Here is a 16,217-nt window from a genome sequence, read left to right as displayed (position 1 = left end):
GGTTGACGGATGGACCGCCTGGGCCGGCCAACGGCCGGCGCTACCGGTGCGCGGCGTGAATTCCGCGCGTTCATTGCGGTCCGGTTGACGGATGGACCGCCTGGGCCGGCCAAGGCCGGCGCTACCGTCGAACGGGCGGACGTCTTGCACGGTCGTTGCGGTTCGGCCCAAACGCACAACGCCGGCACTGGGCCGGCGTTGCGCTTTTTACATGGCAGGTGGATCAGCCCTGCGGGGTGTCGTCGCCGACCGCCGCTGCCGGAGCCGGATCGACCGGCGTTGCCGCCGCATCCACCTCGTCCTCGACGTCGTCGATGGAGGCGTCCATCCGCTCCACCGCCTGCAGCTTCTCGTCCTTGGACAGGCGGATCAGGGTGACGCCCTGGGTGTTGCGGCCCACGCGGGAGATTTCCGAACCGCGCGTACGCACCAGGGTGCCGCCGTCGGAGATCAGCAGGACCTCGTCGCGCGAACCCATCAGCACCGCGCTGACCAGCTTGCCGTTGCGCTCGGTGGTCTGGATGCCGATCACGCCCTGGGTGCCACGGCCCTTGCGCGGATAATCCGGCAGCGGGGTGCGCTTGCCGTAGCCGTTCTCGGTGGCGGTCAGGATGTACAGCATGCTGTCGTCGTCACCGGCCTCGATCACGGCATCGCCGTTCTCGGTCACGGATTCTTCAACCTGCACGTCGTCCTCGCTCTCGTCATCGCTGCCGCCGGCACGCTCGGCCACGATCAGGCTGACGACTTCCTCGCCCTTGGCCATCTTGATGCCGCGCACGCCGGTGGCGGTACGGCCCATCGAGCGGACCCGATCCTCGCCGAAGCGCACGGTCTTGCCGTTGGAGGCGAACAGCATGATGTCGCGCTCGCCGTCGGTCAGGCCGACGCCGACCAGCGCGTCACCCTCGTCCAGGTTGATGGCGATCTTGCCGCGCGCCAGACGGAACGCGAACTCGCTGAGCGGGGTCTTCTTGACGGTGCCGTTGCGGGTGGCGAAGAACACGAACTGGCCTTCGGCGTACTCGCGTACCGGCAGCACGGCCTGCACCCGCTCACCGGATTCGAGCGGAATCCAGTTGATGATCGGGCGCCCGCGTGCATTGGAACCGGCTTCCGGCAGCTGATGCACCGGCAGCCAGAACACCTTGCCCGAACTGGTGAAGGTCAGCAGCGTGTCATGCGTGTTGACCAGCCACAGCTGTTCGATGAAATCCTCTTCCTTGGTCGACGCCGCGCTGCGGCCACGGCCACCACGACGCTGTGCGCGGTACGCGCTGACCGGCTGGCGCTTGACGTAGCCGGCGTGCGACACGGTGACCACCACGTCTTCCGGGGCGATCAGGTCGAGGATGTCCAGGTCTTCTTCGCTGTGGCGGATCTCGGTGCGGCGTTCGTCGCCGAACTCGGTACGCACGTTGACCAGCTCTTCGCGGATGACCTGGCGCAGGCGGTCCGGATCTTCCAGGATGTGGATCAGCCCGGCGATGGTTTCCAGCAGCAGCTTGTACTCTTCGGTCAGGCGGTCCTGCTCCAGCCCGGTCAGGCGGTGCAGGCGCATTTCCAGGATCTGGGTCGCCTGGATCTCGGTCAGCTGGTAGCCGCCCGCCAGCAGGCCCACGCCCTTGGGCAGGTCTTCCGGACGCGAGGTCTCGGCACCGGCAGCGCCCAGCATCGAACCGACCAGGCCCGGCTCCCACAGGCGGGCGAGCATGCGTTCGCGCGCCTCGTTGGGGTTGGGCGAGGTCTTGATCAGTTCGATCATCTCGTCGATGTTGGCCAGCGCGACGGTCAGGCCTTCCAGCACGTGGGCACGGGCGCGCGCCTTGCGCAGCTCGAACACGGTGCGGCGGGTGACCACTTCGCGGCGGTGGCGCACGAAGGCCTCGAGCATCTGCTTGAGGTTCATCAACTGCGGGCGGCCATCGACCAGCGCCACCATGTTGATGCCGAACACCGACTCCATCTGGGTCTGCTGGTAGAGGTTGTTCAACACAACGTCCGCCGACTCGCCGCGCTTGATTTCGATGTAGATGCGCATGCCGTCCTTGTCGGACTCATCGCGCAGCTCGCTGATGCCTTCGAGCTTCTTTTCCTTGACCAGCTCGGCGATCTTCTCGATCAACCGGGCCTTGTTCACCTGGTACGGGATCTCGGTGACGATGATCGATTCACGGCCGTTGTCGGCCACTTCGATATCGGCCTTGGCGCGGATCCGCACGCGGCCACGGCCGGTGCGGTAGCCGGCGACGATGCCCGCGGTGCCGTTGATGATGCCGGCGGTCGGGAAGTCCGGGCCCGGGATGAACTCCATCAGGCCGTCGACGTCGATTTCCGGGTTGTCGATCAGCGCGATGCAGGCATTGATCGATTCGGTCAGGTTGTGCGGCGGGATGTTGGTTGCCATGCCCACCGCGATACCGGCCGAACCGTTGACCAGCAGGTTCGGGAACCGGGTCGGCATGACCGTCGGCTCCAGTTCCTTTTCGTCGTAGTTGGGCTGGAAATCGACGGTTTCCTTGTCGATGTCGGCCATCAGCTCATGGGAGAGCTTGGACATGCGCGCTTCGGTGTAACGCATGGCCGCGGCGGAGTCGCCGTCGACCGAACCGAAGTTACCCTGGCCATCGACCAGCATGTAACGCAGCGAGAACGGCTGCGCCAGACGCACCAGCGTGTCGTACACCGACTGGTCGCCATGCGGGTGGTACTTGCCGATGACGTCACCGACGATACGCGCCGACTTGAAGTAGGGCTTGTTGCTGTGCGCGTTCAGCTCACTCATTGCGAACAGCACGCGGCGATGCACCGGCTTGAGGCCATCGCGCGCATCCGGGAGGGCGCGGCCCACGATCACGCTCATCGCGTAATCGAGGTAGCTCTTGCGCATCTCGTCTTCCAGGTTGACCTGGATGATTTCCTTGGCGGTTTCTGCCATTCGGGTTCCGTTGTCTGGGAGCGGTCCAGTCCGTCGCGCCAGCCCTTTCGGGGCGGTTGCGCCGGAATCTCGATTAACCAACGGAGTCTACCACAACGGGGCCCTTTCCGACCGTTTTTACGGCTGTTTTACCGGCGAGAATCAGGGACTTACGGGGCGGTTCGGGACAATTCCGAAAACCGCCCCCTCGCCTTAGCCGAATGCGGCCGCCATGTTCGTGGTGCTGGGATTGAGGATCACGCCCTTCTCGGTAACGATCGCGTCGATCAGCTCGCCCGGGGTGACGTCGAACACCGGGTTCCAGGCGGCGATGCCCTCGGCCACGGTGCGGGTGCCGCCCACGCCGTACAGCTCGCCCGGGTCGCGCTGCTCGATCTCGATCTGGTCGCCGTTGGCGGTGTCCATGTCCACCGTGGAGGACGGCGCCACTACCATGAACTTCACCCCGTGGTGGCGGGCGGCGATGGCCAGCTGGTAGGTGCCGATCTTGTTGGCGGTATCGCCATTGGCGCAGATCCGGTCGGCGCCGACGATCACCCACTGCACCGCCCCGGTCTTCATCAGGTGCGAGGCCGCCGAATCGGCGATCAGGGTGGCATCGATACCGTCCTGCTGCAGTTCCCACACGGTCAGCCGCGCCCCCTGCAGCCACGGCCGGGTCTCGCCGGCGAAGACCTTGGCGATGCGGTGCTGGGCCATGCCCGCGCGGATCACGCCCAGCGCGGTGCCGAACCCGGCGGTGGCCAGCGAGCCGGTGTTGCAGTGGGTGAGCACGCCGCTGCCGGCGTCGATCAGGCCGGCGCCCAGCGCGCCCATGTGGCGGTTGGCAGCCAGGTCTTCTTCGGCGATGGCCTGCGCCTCGTTGGCCAGCACCTGCGCCCAGTCGGCGCCGGCGGGGGCCAGTGCGCGGCGCATGCGCGCCAGCGCCCAGGCCAGGTTCACCGCGGTCGGCCGCGAGGCGTTCAGGCGCTGCAGCGCCGGCTCCAGCTTGGCCAGCGCCTGCGCGCCGTCGTCGGCCTGCACGCCCTGCGCGGCCAGCACCACGCCCCAGGCGGCGGCGATGCCGATGGCCGGCGCACCGCGCACGGTGAGCGCGTGGATGGCCTCGGCGACCGCGTCGCTGTCACGGCATTCCACATGTTCCACCACGAACGGCAGCTTGCGCTGGTCGAGCAACTGCAGGGAATCACCGGTCCACAGGATCGGACGGATGTGGTCGTAGCGGGCGTAGTCGATATCGGAGGATGCGTTCATCCCGTAATTGTAGAGCCACGCCGCGCCTCATGACCGACGGGCGCCAATTCGATGAACGCATCGCCATGCGCGCGGAACCTACCGCCAAGACGGGTCGTGATTCGCGCGTGGCGACCCAGCGCCCTCAATTCACCTGGAACTCGGCCCGGCACCCATTGTCGACCCACACCCCGCGGGGGTCCCAGCCCCAGCCCTTGCCTTCCTCGCAGGCGCTGCCGGACAGCTGTTTGGACAGCCGCGCGCCCTTGCTGATGCTGACGCCGCAGAACCGGCGCTGGCGCGATTTGGATTCGCACACCACCACGCGAGGGGCGTCGACGAAGCCGCTGCCGTCGGCGGCACCCACCTCGAAGTCGCCCTGGCAGCCGCGGGTTACCCAGATTTCGTTGCGGCGAACGCCCCAGCTGTGGCCCTCGCGGCACGGCATGGCCGACAGCTGGCGCAGCAGGCGCACCGGTGCCCCCTGCAACACCACCGGGCAGTTCTCCGGGCGGCCGCTGGATTCGCAGCGCACCACGCGGCGCACCTTGCGTTCGCCGGTGCTGGCGCTGCCGGCCGCCGTGCGGCTGCGGAATTCGGCGCGGCAGCCGAGGGTCACCCAGACGCCGGAGCGATCGGTGCCCCATTCCGAACCGCGCACACAGCTGTTGTCGGAGAGCTGGCGCACCAGATCGACACCGCTGGCGACCGGCATGTCGCAGTGCACCCATTCCATGTCACGCGACTCGCAGCGGACCACCTGGCCGGCGTAGCCGGTGTCGGCCCAGGCAAGCGATGGCACGGTGCCGCCGCCCAGCACCAGCCCGAGCACAGCCAGCGTCCAACGCGGCGCGCCCGACCAGGGTGAGCACCACGTTGGCAGCGAAGGCAACGGTCCTGCAGGCTCCAACAGCTTCATCAACACGGTCCCCGCCGCCACTGATCGATCACGTCGCCACCATCCGACATCGAGTGTGATCAGAGCATCATCACGCACACCACGCAAGCGACGGGCGTTGCGAATGAACGCCGTTCAGGCATGGGCGAAATCGAACGCGAGGACGTCGGCGATGCGGCCGGTGCGGTTCATCGCCATCAGCAGCCGGTCCACGCCCACCGCCACCCCGGCGCAATCGGGGAGTGCCGGCAAGGCGTCGAGCAACCGTTCATCCAGCGGCGGCAACACCGCGCCGCGCGCGCGCCGCAGCGCATGGTCGCGCAGGAACCGCGCACGCTGTTCAGCGGCGTCGTTCAGCTCGTGATAGCCGTTGGCCAGTTCCACCGAGCCCAGGTACAGCTCGAAGCGTTCAGCCAACGGCGGCGTGCCGGGACGGATGCGCGCCAGCGCGGCCTGGCTGGCCGGCCAGTCGTGCACCACCGTCATGCTGTCGTCATCGAAATGCGGCTGGATGCAGTGGGTCATCAGCAGGTCCAGCCAGTCGTCGCGGGTCAGCCCGTCTGCATCGATGCGCACGGCAGACAACGGCGCCTGCAGCTGTTCCTCGCTCGCCTCGAACGGGTCCAGTGCCACGTACTGCATGTAAAGGCTGCGGTAGTCGAGCACGCGCAGCGTCGCCTGGCGCTGCACCAGCGCCAATGCGGCGCGCACCAGCGCGGCCGTCTCCTCGATCAGGCGCTGGTGGTCCCAACCGACCCGGTACCACTCCAGCATGGTGAATTCAGGGTTGTGGCGGCCGCCGGCCTCGCCGTTGCGGAACACCCGGCCCAGCTCGTAGCAGTCGCCCACGCCGGCCGCCAGCAGGCGCTTGAGCGGATATTCCGGCGAGGTGCGCAGCCAGCGCTGTGCACTGCCCGCATCGACATGGCCGCTGAAGCGGGTCTGGAAACTGTCGATGTTGGGTTCGGTGTTGCCGGCCGCCGACAGCATCGGCGTTTCCACTTCCAGCACGTCGCGTTCGGCAAAGAACGCGCGGATCAGCGCATTGAGTGCGGCGCGCTGTCGCAGCGCGGCAATCACGCGCGCGCGTCCCGCATGCGCTTGGCCAGCTGCAGGGTCAGCAGGCTGCGGGTGTCATCCACGTAGCCGGTGGCCAGGTACAGCCGGCGCGCCAGTTCGTTGTGGTGGTTCACTTCCAGGCGCAGGCGCTCTACGCCGCGCGCGTTGGCGCGCTGCTCCAGGATGGCCAGCGCCTGCTTGCCACGACCGCGGCCACGCGCGGCATGGCTGAGATACAACTCGTCAAGCAACGCGAAGTGACCGCCCTGCTCCAGGCTGAAGCCCATGGCCAGTGCGGCGTGACCCACCACCTCGCCCGTTTCGGACAGCCACAGCAGCACCTCGCCGTTGCGCGGGTCTTCCAGCAGCGCGGCCAGCGCGCGGCGCACGCGCGCTTCGTCGAAGTCCAGCTGGTCTTCGGCGTAGAACTCGCGCATCAGCGCGACGACGAGGTCAGTGTCGGCGACGGTGGCGAGGCGGAAGTCGAGGGGGGAAGTCTGCATGGGGTTCAATCCGTTTCGGTGTGTCAGTGGGCCGACAGGAACGCGACCAGGCGGTCTTCGTCCCACACATCGATGCCCAGTTCGGTGGCCTTGGTGAGTTTGGAGCCTGCGTCGGTGCCGGCGACGACGAACGAAGTCTTCTTCGAGACGCTGCCGGCGACCTTGGCACCCAGCGCCTCCAGGCGCTCCTTGGCCTCGTCGCGGGTCATCTGCGCGAGCGTGCCGGTCAGCACCGCGGTCTGGCCGTCGAGCGGACCGGCGGCCACGTCGGCCTGTTCGGGTGCCCGCTGCAGCAGCGTGCGGCGATAGTCGTCGGCCTTGAGCAGCATCGGCCCGTGCCCGTCGCGGTCCAGCCACTCGGCCACGCCGAGCGCCACCTCGTTGGGCAGTCCGGCGGCGACCAGCTGGACCGGTTCGGCGTCCAGCACGGCGGCGGCATCGGGCAGCAGCGCGGCCAGCTTCTCCGCGCGCAGGCGGGTGATGCCGGGGATCTCGGCCTCGACCAGCAGCTGCGGGAAGTCCAGTCCGTCGCGCAGCTTCGCGCTCGGCGGATGGGTGTCGCTGATCGACACCTGCCCAACCTGCAGCAGCGCGTCGATCGCGGCCTGGTTGCCCGGCTGCTCGAAGAAATGGCCGAGCGAGCGCGCCACTTCGCCACCGATGTCCGGCACGCGCTTGAACAACGGCCACGGCAGGTGGCGGATCAGTTCGAGGTCGCCGAACCAGGTCGCCAGCGCCTTGGCGGTGCTTTCGCCGACGTGTTCGATGCCCAGCGCGAACAACAGCCGCTCCAGGGTGGTACGGCGGCTGGCGTCGATCGCGGCGATCAGGTTGTCGGCCCACTTGGTGGCGATCTTCTTCGTGTTCCACTCGAACGCGGTCTGCAGCGCCAACGCGCGTGCGCGCCAGCCCTCATCGGCCACGTCGAGCGCGAGGACGCTGCGCAGGTACTCGCCACTGCCTTCCGGCGGCAGGTGCAGGCCGATCTGGCTGGCCAGCGCCTGCGGCGATTCGGCGTCGAGCACCAGCTTCAGATGCAGCAGCTGGTCGCGGGTAAGGCGGTACAGGTCGGCCACGCTGCGCACGATGCCGGCGTCGACCAGGGTTTCGATGTACTTGCCACCCAGCCCGTCGATGTCCATGGCGCGGCGCGAGGCGAAGTGCGCGATGGCTTCCTTGCGCTGCGCGGGGCAGCTCAGTTCACCGGAGCAGCGCCAGGCGGCCTCGCCCTCTTCGCGCACGATATCGGCGCCGCATACCGGGCAGTGCGCCGGCATCTGCCACGGCGAGGTGCCGGCCGGGCGCCGGTCGGGGATGACGCTGACCACTTCGGGAATCACGTCGCCGGCGCGGCGCACGATTACTGTGTCGCCCACGCGCACGTCCAGCCGCGCGATCTGGTCGGCGTTGTGCAGGGTGGCATTGGAGACGATCACGCCCGCCACCGCGACCGGGTTCAGGCGTGCCACCGGGGTGGCCGCGCCGGTACGGCCGATCTGGATCTCGATCGCCTCCACCGTGGTGGTCTGTTCCTGGGCCGGGAACTTGTGCGCGATGGCCCAGCGCGGCGCGCGCGAGACGAAGCCCATCTGCTCCTGCCCGGCGCGGTCGTCGAGCTTGTAGACCACGCCGTCGATATCGAACGCCAGGCCATCGCGGCGTGCACCGATGTCGTGGTAGTAGGCCAGCAGGCCCTCGCTGCCCTCCACTACCTTGCACAGATCGCTGACCGGGAAGCCCCATTCTTTGAGCTGGGCCAGCGTGCCCGAATGGGTCGGCGGCAGCTCGCCGCCCTGCACGTCACCGGTGCCGTAGGCGTAGAAGCTGAGCTTGCGGCGCGCGCTCAATTTCGGGTCCAGCTGGCGCAGCGAACCGGCCGCCGCATTGCGCGGGTTGGCCAGCACCTTGCCGTCGTGCAGGCGTGCGTCGGCGTTGTAGGCCTCGAAGTCCGCGCGCGCCATGTAGACCTCGCCACGCACTTCCAGCACCGGCGGCCAGCCACTGCCCTGCAACACCTGCGGAATCACCTTGATCTGGCGCAGGTTGGCGCTGACGTCTTCGCCGGTCGCGCCGTCGCCACGGGTGGCACCCTGCACGAAGCGGCCGTCCTCGTAGCGCAGGCTGATCGCCAGCCCGTCCAGCTTCGGTTCGGCGGAGAACAGCAGCGCCTCGCGGCGCAGGCGCTCGCGGATGCGGCGCACGAAGTCCTGCACTTCCTCATCGCTGAAGGCGTTGCCCAGCGACAGCATCGGCACCGCGTGGCGCACCTCGGCGAAGCGCGACCCGGCCTTGCCGCCGACCCGCTGGGTCGGGGAATCGGCCAACGCGAGCTCGGGGTGGGCCTGCTCCAGTGCCTCCAGTTCGCGCACGAGGGCGTCGTACTCGGCATCGGGGATCAGCTGCTCATCGCGTTCGTGATACGCCTTGCCGGCCTCGTCGATCTGGCGGCGCAGGATCTCGGCACGTTGGGCGGGGCTGGGACTCATGCGGCGAACATCCTGGAAGGGCTGGGAATTTTAGGCGCTGCGGCGGCCAGCGGCCACCCGCCATTGCCCCGGTCTGCGCAGACGACCGCGCGCAACCGCAGCGATGGCTTGCCCGCCGGGAGGCGTGGCGCTAGCGTGACGGAATTGTCCCGCCTTCGGTGTTCCCGCGATGTCATCGACCGTCTCGTCCCGCCGCTCCTTCCTGCAGCTGGCCGGCACCGGCCTGGCCCTGTCCGGCATCGGCCTGGGGCCGGCGACCGCGGCGACCGCGCCCGCCGCGCGCGCGGCCACCGCCGCAGCGGGACCGGTGCTGCTCAACTTCAATGAAAGCCCTTACGGCCCTGCCCCGGCCGCGCAGGCGGCGGCGCGCGGCATCGTGGCGGAGAGCGGCCGCTATCTGTTCGCGCTGGCCGGCGAACTGCGCGATGTGTTCGCCAGGCAGGAAGGCATCGGCGCCGAGCGCGTGCGGCTGTACCCCGGCTCCAGCGAACCGCTGAACCGCGCGGCGGTGGTGTGGACCTCGGCCACGGCGGGGCTGGTGGTTGCCGACCCGACCTTCGAAAGCCTGGGCGAGCTGGCCGCCGCGCGCGGCGCCACGGTGGTGAAGGTGCCACTACGTGCCGACGGCGCGCACGATGTGCGCGCGATGGTGGAGGCCGCGAAGCGGATCAACGCCGGGCTGCTGTATCTGTGCAACCCCAACAACCCCACCGGCTCGATCACCCCGGCCGACGACATCGCCTGGTTGCTGGCCAACAAGCCGGCGCAGACCCGGCTGCTGGTGGACGAGGCCTACCTGCAGTTCAGCGCGCAGCGCTCGGTGATCGCCCAAGTGATGCAGCGCGACGACCTGATCGTGCTGCGCACGTTTTCGAAGTTGTATGGCATGGCCGGGCTGCGCCTGGGCGTGGCGGCGGCGCATCCGGACCGGCTGCGCGAGCTGGCCAGCCTGGGCGACAACCCGCTGCCGGTGACCGCGCTGGCTGCGGGCCTGGCGAGCCTGCGCGAGCCTGGTCTGGTGGCGCAGCGGCGCGAACAGAACGCGCAGGTACGCCAGGCCACGGTGGAATGGCTGGGCAAGCGCGGTTTCCGCTGCGTGCCGTCCGAAGCGAACTGTTTCATGGTCGACGTGCAGCGCGATGGCGCGGCGTTCACCGCCGCCATGGCCGAACGCGGCGTAGTAATCGGCCGCAGCTGGCCGATCTGGCCACAGGTAGTGCGCGTCACCGTAGGCACCGAAGCCGAGATGGCCGCCTTCCGCACCGCGTTCGCGGCGGTGGTGGGAGTAAACGAGTGAGGTGACGGCGGCGGCGGTGGCGGCGGTCGCGGCATTGAACGCGTGACGTGACGTGACGGCCGCGGCGGTGGCGGTCACGGAATTGAACGCGCGACGTGACGGCCACGGCGGTGGCGGTGGCGGTGGCGAGATTGAACGCGTGACGTGACGGTAGGGTCGGTTTCCGAACGACTGCCGTTGACGGTGATCGGCCCGGTGACGCATGGACCTGTGGCGGAGACGGCGTTTGCCCCGTCAATGGTCATGCGTTACCGAACGTTGACCCGTCCCGTGCAGTCGTTTGGGAACCGACCCTACCGCGGCGGCCGTTGCTCCGAAACCTCTACCAGCGCGGGGCTTTCGTAAGCGGCGGCGCCTGATGCTGCCGGTCGTAGGCACGCAGCTCATCGCGGATATGCGCCACGCGCTGGCGGCCCAGCGTGGCGCGGCTGTCGTCCAGCACCTCGGCGTTGAGCAGCTCGCCCATGCGCTGCACGGTGGGCAGCATCTTCTCCCAGGCGTCCAGCGCGGTCAGCGGCGCCGGCAGGGTCAGGAAGAAGGCGATGGCCGGGGTCTCCATCTCGCGGATGTTGGCCATGTCGAAACTGCCCGGCTTCATGATGTTGGCCATCGAGAAGATCGGGCCGCGCTCGGGATGCCCTTCCACCAGGCGGTGGAACACGTTCATGTGGCCGAACACCAGGCCGGTCTTCTCGGCCGCCACGACGATGTCTTCGCCGCGCAGCTGTTCACCGGCGCGGGCGGCCACGAACAGCGAGACAATTTTGTCGAAATCCTGGGTGGTGCGCTTGCCCAGGTCGCTGGCCGGCGTGGCGTCCACGTCGGGCAGGCCCAGTTCGGGTTGGCTGACGCCATCGTCGCCGGCTGCGGCCGCGCCGTCGGCGCCGGGCGCCTGCCCTTCGCCCAGCATGGGCTCACGGCGCTGGCCGGTGCCGGTCTCGGCGCCTTCCACGCGACGGCCCTGCGACTTTTTCTTCGGCCGGCCAAACAGGAAGATCGCGGCAATCAGCAGCAGGCCGGCGGCCAGGATGCCGATGCGGAGCAGTGCCATGTCGGACATTCGGGGGGTCTCCGGCTAAATACATTCAGGTAAGCATGGCACGTCAGGCCGCGCCCGCCAATCGTGCCGCTTCTTCGAGGTCGACGCTGACCAGGCGGCTGACGCCTGGCTCGCGCATGGTGACGCCCGACAGCTGGTGGGCCGCCTCCATGGTCGCCTTGTTGTGGCTCACGAACAGGAACTGCACCTTCTCGCTCATTTCTTTGACCATGTTGGCCAGGCGACCGACGTTGGCTTCGTCCAGCGGCGCGTCGACCTCGTCCAGCAGGCAGAACGGCGCCGGGTTGAGCTGGAAGATGGCAAACACCAGCGCCACCGCGGTCATCGCCTTCTCGCCACCGGACAGCAGCGAGATGCTCGACACCCGCTTGCCGGGCGGCCGCGCCATGATGGTCACACCCGTGTCGAGAAGGTCTTCACCGGTGAGTTCCAGGTAGGCATGGCCGCCGCCGAACAGGCGCGGGTACAGCTGCTGGACGCCGGCATTGACGCGGTCGAAGGTGTCCTTGAAGCGGCCGCGGGTCTCGCGGTCGATCTTGCGGATGGCGTCTTCGAGCGTTTCCAGCGCGGTGGTCAGATCGGTGTTCTGCGCATCCAGGTACTCCGAGCGCTGCGAGGCTTCGCCGTATTCCTGGATGGCGGCCAGGTTGACCGGTTCCAGGCGGCGCATGCGCCCGTCGATCTGGTGCACGGCCTGTTCCCAGTCGCCGATGCGGGCGTCGTCGGGCAGCGCGTTGATCACGTCCTGCAGCACGAAGCCGGCCTTCTCCACCGAGGCGGTGAGCTGGTCGGCACTGAGCACCAGCGCCTGCTGGTCGAGCTTGCGCTGGGAAATGCGTTCGCGCTGGGCCAGCGCCTGTTCGTCGCGCTGGTGGCGGGTCTGCTCGAAGTTGCGCAGCTCCGCATCGATGCCTTCGAGCATGGTGCGCGCTTCGCCGAGCACGCGGTCGGCGCGGACGCGCTCGCCCAACGCGTTCTGGTGTTCGGCTTCCAGCGACTGCACCGGCGTGTCGCCGTCGTCGAGCTGGGCATGCAGTTCGCCCAGGCGCGAATCCAGCTGGCCGCGCTGGGTGCTCATGCGCTCCAGCGCCTGGCTCAGCGAGGCGACCTGGGTGCGCTGCGATTCAAGCGTAAGGGCCAGCGAATGCGCGGCATCGCGCACGTTGCGGGCGGCCTCGCGCGCCTGGTCGCGGGCGTCGGTGAACTGCCGGCGCTCGCTTTCCAGCGCGTGCCGCACGGACTCCAGGTCGCCCATGCTGTTGACCGCCTCGTCGAGGCGGCCGCGCGCTTCGCGCACCTGCTCGCGCCCGGCGTCGAGATTTTCCAGCAGCTGCGAGAGCTCGCCTTCGATACGATCGATGCGGGTGCGGGCGGCGTCGACCTTGCCCTGCTGGCTCTGCAGCTGGCCACCCAGTTCGGAGACGCTGCGGTGGGCCTGGTACAGCTGGCGCTGTGCGTCTTCGCGGTGCTGTTCGCCGGCCAGCAGCTGGTCACGGAATCCCGCCAGCCGCTCCTCCAGTTCGGCTTCGCGCTCCTGCAGGGCGTCGATCTGCTCGCGCAGGGTGACGATTTCGCGTTCGCGCAGCAGCGCGCCCTGCTTGGCGGCACCGGAGCGCGAGACGCGCACCCAGCCCTCGCCGAGGCGTTCGCCGCCGCGGGTGATGACCGAATCGCCTTCGCCCAGGGTGGCCTGCAGCGCGCGCGCCTGTTCCAGGTCCTCGGCGGCATGCAGGCGGGCCAGCAGGCGACGGATGGCGGTGGGGCCCTGCACTTTGGCAGCCAGTGAGGTCGGGGCGACGTCCAGGCTGCCCTGCTCGGCCGAGACCAGCGCGATACGTCCCTCGCCCAGTTCGGCCAAGGCGCCGACGAGGCTTTCGGGGGCGTCGACGAGCACGCCCTCGATGAGCTGGCCCAGGGCGCTTTCGACGGCATTTTCCCAGCCGCTTTCAACACTGAGCCGCTCGCCGACGCGCGCGCCGGAGTCCAGCCGGTGCTGCTTGAGCCACGCCACGGCGGCGCCCTGCTCCTGGCCAAGGGCGGCCTGCTGCAGGGTCTCCAGCGAGGACAGCCGCCCACGCGCGGCCTGAGCCTCTTTGCGGATGTCGGCCAGCTCGGTCTGCCCGGTACGTTGGCGGTCCTGCAGGCCGGCGACGGCTTCTTTGCGTGCCTCGACCTGCTCGGTCAAGCCATCAAGGGCGGCCTTCTGGGTTTCATGCTGCAGTTGCAGTTCTTCGAAGGCGTCGGCCAGCGACTCGAGGTCCAGCCCGCCGCGCTCGACGGCCAGGGCCTCGCGGCGGCGGTCGGCTTCGAGTACCTGGCGGTCGAGATAATCGACGCGGGTGCGTTCGACTTCGCCGGCGCGCGAGGCTTCGGAGGTGCTGCGGATATGGGCTTCCCAGCGCGCCTGCCAATCGGCCAGGCGGGCCTCGGCGTCGCGCAGGGCTTCCTGCTTGATCTCGTTTTCTTCCTGCAGCTGTTCGAGCTGCGGCTCGGCCAGTTCAACGGCGTCACGCAGGACGATCAGTTTGGATTCGTCGCCACTGATGTGCTGGCCCAGTTCGGCCAGGGCCTGCTGGGTCTCGTCGCGCGCCTTGTTGAGCCGCTGCGACATTTCGCGCTGGTGCTGGATCTGCTGTTCGAGCCGCGCCAGGGTGCTGCCCACCTGATAGACCTCGGCTTGGGCGGTGCTCAAGGCATCGGCGGCCTCTTCGCGGCGCACGCGGCTGGTCTCGATGCGGGCCTCGGCGTCGCGCTGTTCGGCGATGAACTGCTGCAGGCGCGTTTCTTCCTGGGACAGGGCTTCGCGCAGGCCGCCCAGGCGCTGGTCGAGGCCACGGAATTCAAGCGCCTTCCATTCGGCATCCTTGATTCTGCGCTCTTCCTGCAGGCCCTGGTACTGCTCGGCCTGGCGGGCCTGGCGCTTGAGGTGCTCGAGCTGCTTGCCGATTTCCTCGCGCAGGTCGCCCAGCCGGTCAAGATTCTCGCGGGTGTGGCGGATGCGGGTTTCGGTTTCTTTGCGGCGCTCTTTGTACTTGGAGATGCCCGCGGCCTCTTCCAGATACACGCGCAGGTCTTCGGGCCGGGCTTCGATGATCTGGCTGATCATGCCCTGCTCGATGATGGAGTAACTGCGCGGGCCGAGACCGGTGCCCAGGAACAGGTCGGTAATGTCGCGGCGGCGGCATTTGGTGCCGTTGAGATAATAGTTGCTGCTGCCGTCGCGGCTGACGGTACGCTTGACGGAAATCTCGTTGAACGAGGCGTACTCGCCGGTAATGGTGTGGTCGGTGTTGTCGAAGATCAGTTCGACGGTCGCCTGCGACACGGGCTTGCGTGCGGAGGAGCCGGAGAAGATGACGTCGGTAAGCGAATCGCCACGCAGGCGGCTGGCGGAGCTTTCGCCCATGACCCAGCGCACGGCATCGATGATGTTGGACTTGCCACAGCCATTGGGCCCGACCACGCCGGTCATGTTGGTGGGCAGATGCAGGGTGGTGGGATCAACAAACGACTTGAAGCCGGAGAGCTTGATCGTGGACAGACGCATGGCGTGGTGGGCTTCCGGACAGTCGCGATAGGGCCGAGTATAACGGGGCGGTGGTTGCGCGGGCGCTTGGGCTCCGTGGCGTCTGGCTGAAGCCGAAGCTAAAGCCAATGCCGAAGCCTTGGGTTGCCGGTCTTCGGTGTAGCGGGACGGGGTGTGTGGGTCCGCGGGACACGCTGCAAGTACGTCCATGTAAGCTCAGTCGCCGCATCCATGCGGCTCATGGTCCCGCCAACCCACCCACCCCGCCCCGCAGACAGTTGGCTGGTGCCCATGGAAAGAGATACGGAATAGCCGGTGCCGAGCTGCGTTCCGCATCGGCCCACGCCATACCTGCCTCCGGGCGCGCTCACGCACTTTCCATGGCCGCCGGCCCACTGTCGGAGGGTCGGCGGGGGTGGGTTTGAGGGGGCATGAGCCGCATGGATGCGGCGACTGAGCTTACATGGACGTACTTGCAGCGTCCCCCACAAACCCGCCCCCGCCGGCCCTGACCACAGAACGGGTGCGGCTCGCGGCTGTTCGCCCATATGCGTGACGCAGCCGGGCAGAGCCCGGCTCTACGGCCCCCAAACAGCAGCCGGAAAAACAAAAACGGGCACCCTTTCGGGCGCCCGTTTTCAGGATCCACGCCTTGCGGCAGGGATCAGGCCTTTTCGGCTTCCACAACCACCTTGACGGTGGTTTCGACGTCGGCGTGCAGGTGAACGGTCACCTCGTACTCGCCCACGTTGCGGAAGGCGCCTTCGCCCAGGATGACTTCGCTCTTTTCCAGCGGCAGGCCGGCAGCGGTGAAGGCTTCAGCGATGTCGCGCGGGCCAACCGAGCCGTACAGCTTGCCCTCGGTCGACGCGTTGGCGGCGATCGTGACGCTCTTGCCTTCCAGCGAGGCCTTGCGGGCTTCGGCGTCAGCGTGGATCGACTGGGCCTTGGCTTCGTAATCGGCGCGCTTGGCTTCGAACTCGGCCACATTGGTGGCGGTGGCCGGAACGGCCTTGCCGGTCGGGACGAGGAAGTTGCGGCCGTAGCCCGGCTTCACGTCGACCAGGTCGCCCAGGGTGCCGAGGTTGGTGACCTTCTGAAGAAGAATCAGCTTCATGGTGTAGCTCCAAAATGTATTCGTTAGCGAGGCGAGCCCCGCAGCGGATGGCTGTCCGAATATCCGAACGGTAGACCCGGCACCGCCCGCTGCCGTAAGG

General features: G+C 68.2%; 10 protein-coding genes. 1 reads left to right on the top strand and 9 read right to left on the bottom strand.

What is annotated here, in order from left to right; genetic code table 11:
- Window positions 1-223 precede the first annotated feature (223 nt).
- The 6 genes from gyrA to ligA form a co-directional block, all read right to left on the bottom strand.
- Window positions 224-2,938, bottom strand: coding sequence for a DNA gyrase subunit A (gene gyrA / locus ACREPD_RS18380; RefSeq protein WP_431600657.1), 2,715 nt, complete (start codon window positions 2,936-2,938; stop codon window positions 224-226).
- 192 nt (window positions 2,939-3,130) lie between these two features.
- A complete protein-coding gene (mtnA, locus tag ACREPD_RS18375) occupies window positions 3,131-4,192 on the bottom strand; it encodes an S-methyl-5-thioribose-1-phosphate isomerase (RefSeq protein WP_431600656.1) in 1,062 nt (353 codons plus the stop codon).
- A 124-nt stretch (window positions 4,193-4,316) separates the two neighbouring features.
- Entirely contained in the window at window positions 4,317-4,973 is a 657-nt protein-coding gene (locus ACREPD_RS18370) for a DUF3011 domain-containing protein (RefSeq protein ID WP_431600658.1), read from the bottom strand.
- Window positions 4,974-5,204: 231 nt separating this feature from the next.
- On the bottom strand, window positions 5,205-6,149 hold the full coding sequence (gene epmA, locus ACREPD_RS18365) for an EF-P lysine aminoacylase EpmA (protein WP_431600655.1): 945 nt from the start codon (window positions 6,147-6,149) through the stop codon (window positions 5,205-5,207).
- The gene (locus ACREPD_RS18360; protein WP_421571180.1) at window positions 6,146-6,631 is read right to left on the bottom strand and encodes a GNAT family N-acetyltransferase; all 486 of its coding nucleotides are present in this window, start codon (window positions 6,629-6,631) and stop codon (window positions 6,146-6,148) included. Before ACREPD_RS18360 ends, epmA begins: the two co-directional genes overlap by 4 nt.
- 23 nt (window positions 6,632-6,654) lie before the next feature.
- Window positions 6,655-9,117 (bottom strand): NAD-dependent DNA ligase LigA, encoded by a 2,463-nt coding sequence (gene ligA, locus ACREPD_RS18355; protein WP_431600654.1) that lies wholly within the window; start codon window positions 9,115-9,117, stop codon window positions 6,655-6,657.
- A gap of 169 nt (window positions 9,118-9,286) precedes the next feature.
- On the opposite strand from ligA, the gene ACREPD_RS18350 reads away from it, so the two are divergent.
- Complete coding sequence (locus ACREPD_RS18350) at window positions 9,287-10,414, top strand: pyridoxal phosphate-dependent aminotransferase (protein ID WP_431600653.1); 1,128 nt, start codon at window positions 9,287-9,289, stop codon at window positions 10,412-10,414.
- 322 nt (window positions 10,415-10,736) lie between these two features.
- Here ACREPD_RS18350 and zipA read toward each other — a convergent pair whose 3' ends face one another.
- The 3 genes from zipA to rplI all read right to left on the bottom strand — a co-directional run bounded on the left by zipA (window position 10,737) and on the right by rplI (window position 16,117).
- The gene (zipA, locus tag ACREPD_RS18345) at window positions 10,737-11,474 is read right to left on the bottom strand and encodes a cell division protein ZipA (RefSeq protein ID WP_431600652.1); all 738 of its coding nucleotides are present in this window, start codon (window positions 11,472-11,474) and stop codon (window positions 10,737-10,739) included.
- 43 nt (window positions 11,475-11,517) lie between these two features.
- A complete protein-coding gene (gene smc, locus ACREPD_RS18340; RefSeq protein WP_431600651.1) occupies window positions 11,518-15,021 on the bottom strand; it encodes a chromosome segregation protein SMC in 3,504 nt (1,167 codons plus the stop codon).
- Between the two features lie 643 nt (window positions 15,022-15,664).
- The gene (gene rplI / locus ACREPD_RS18335; protein ID WP_431600650.1) at window positions 15,665-16,117 is read right to left on the bottom strand and encodes a 50S ribosomal protein L9; all 453 of its coding nucleotides are present in this window, start codon (window positions 16,115-16,117) and stop codon (window positions 15,665-15,667) included.
- Between the last annotated feature and the right edge of the window lie 100 nt (window positions 16,118-16,217).

Origin of the sequence: Stenotrophomonas sp. (genome assembly GCF_050737075.1) — a bacterium.
Taxonomy (GTDB): Bacteria; Pseudomonadota; Gammaproteobacteria; order Xanthomonadales; family Xanthomonadaceae; genus Stenotrophomonas.
This window is presented reverse-complemented; position numbering and strand designations above follow the sequence as displayed.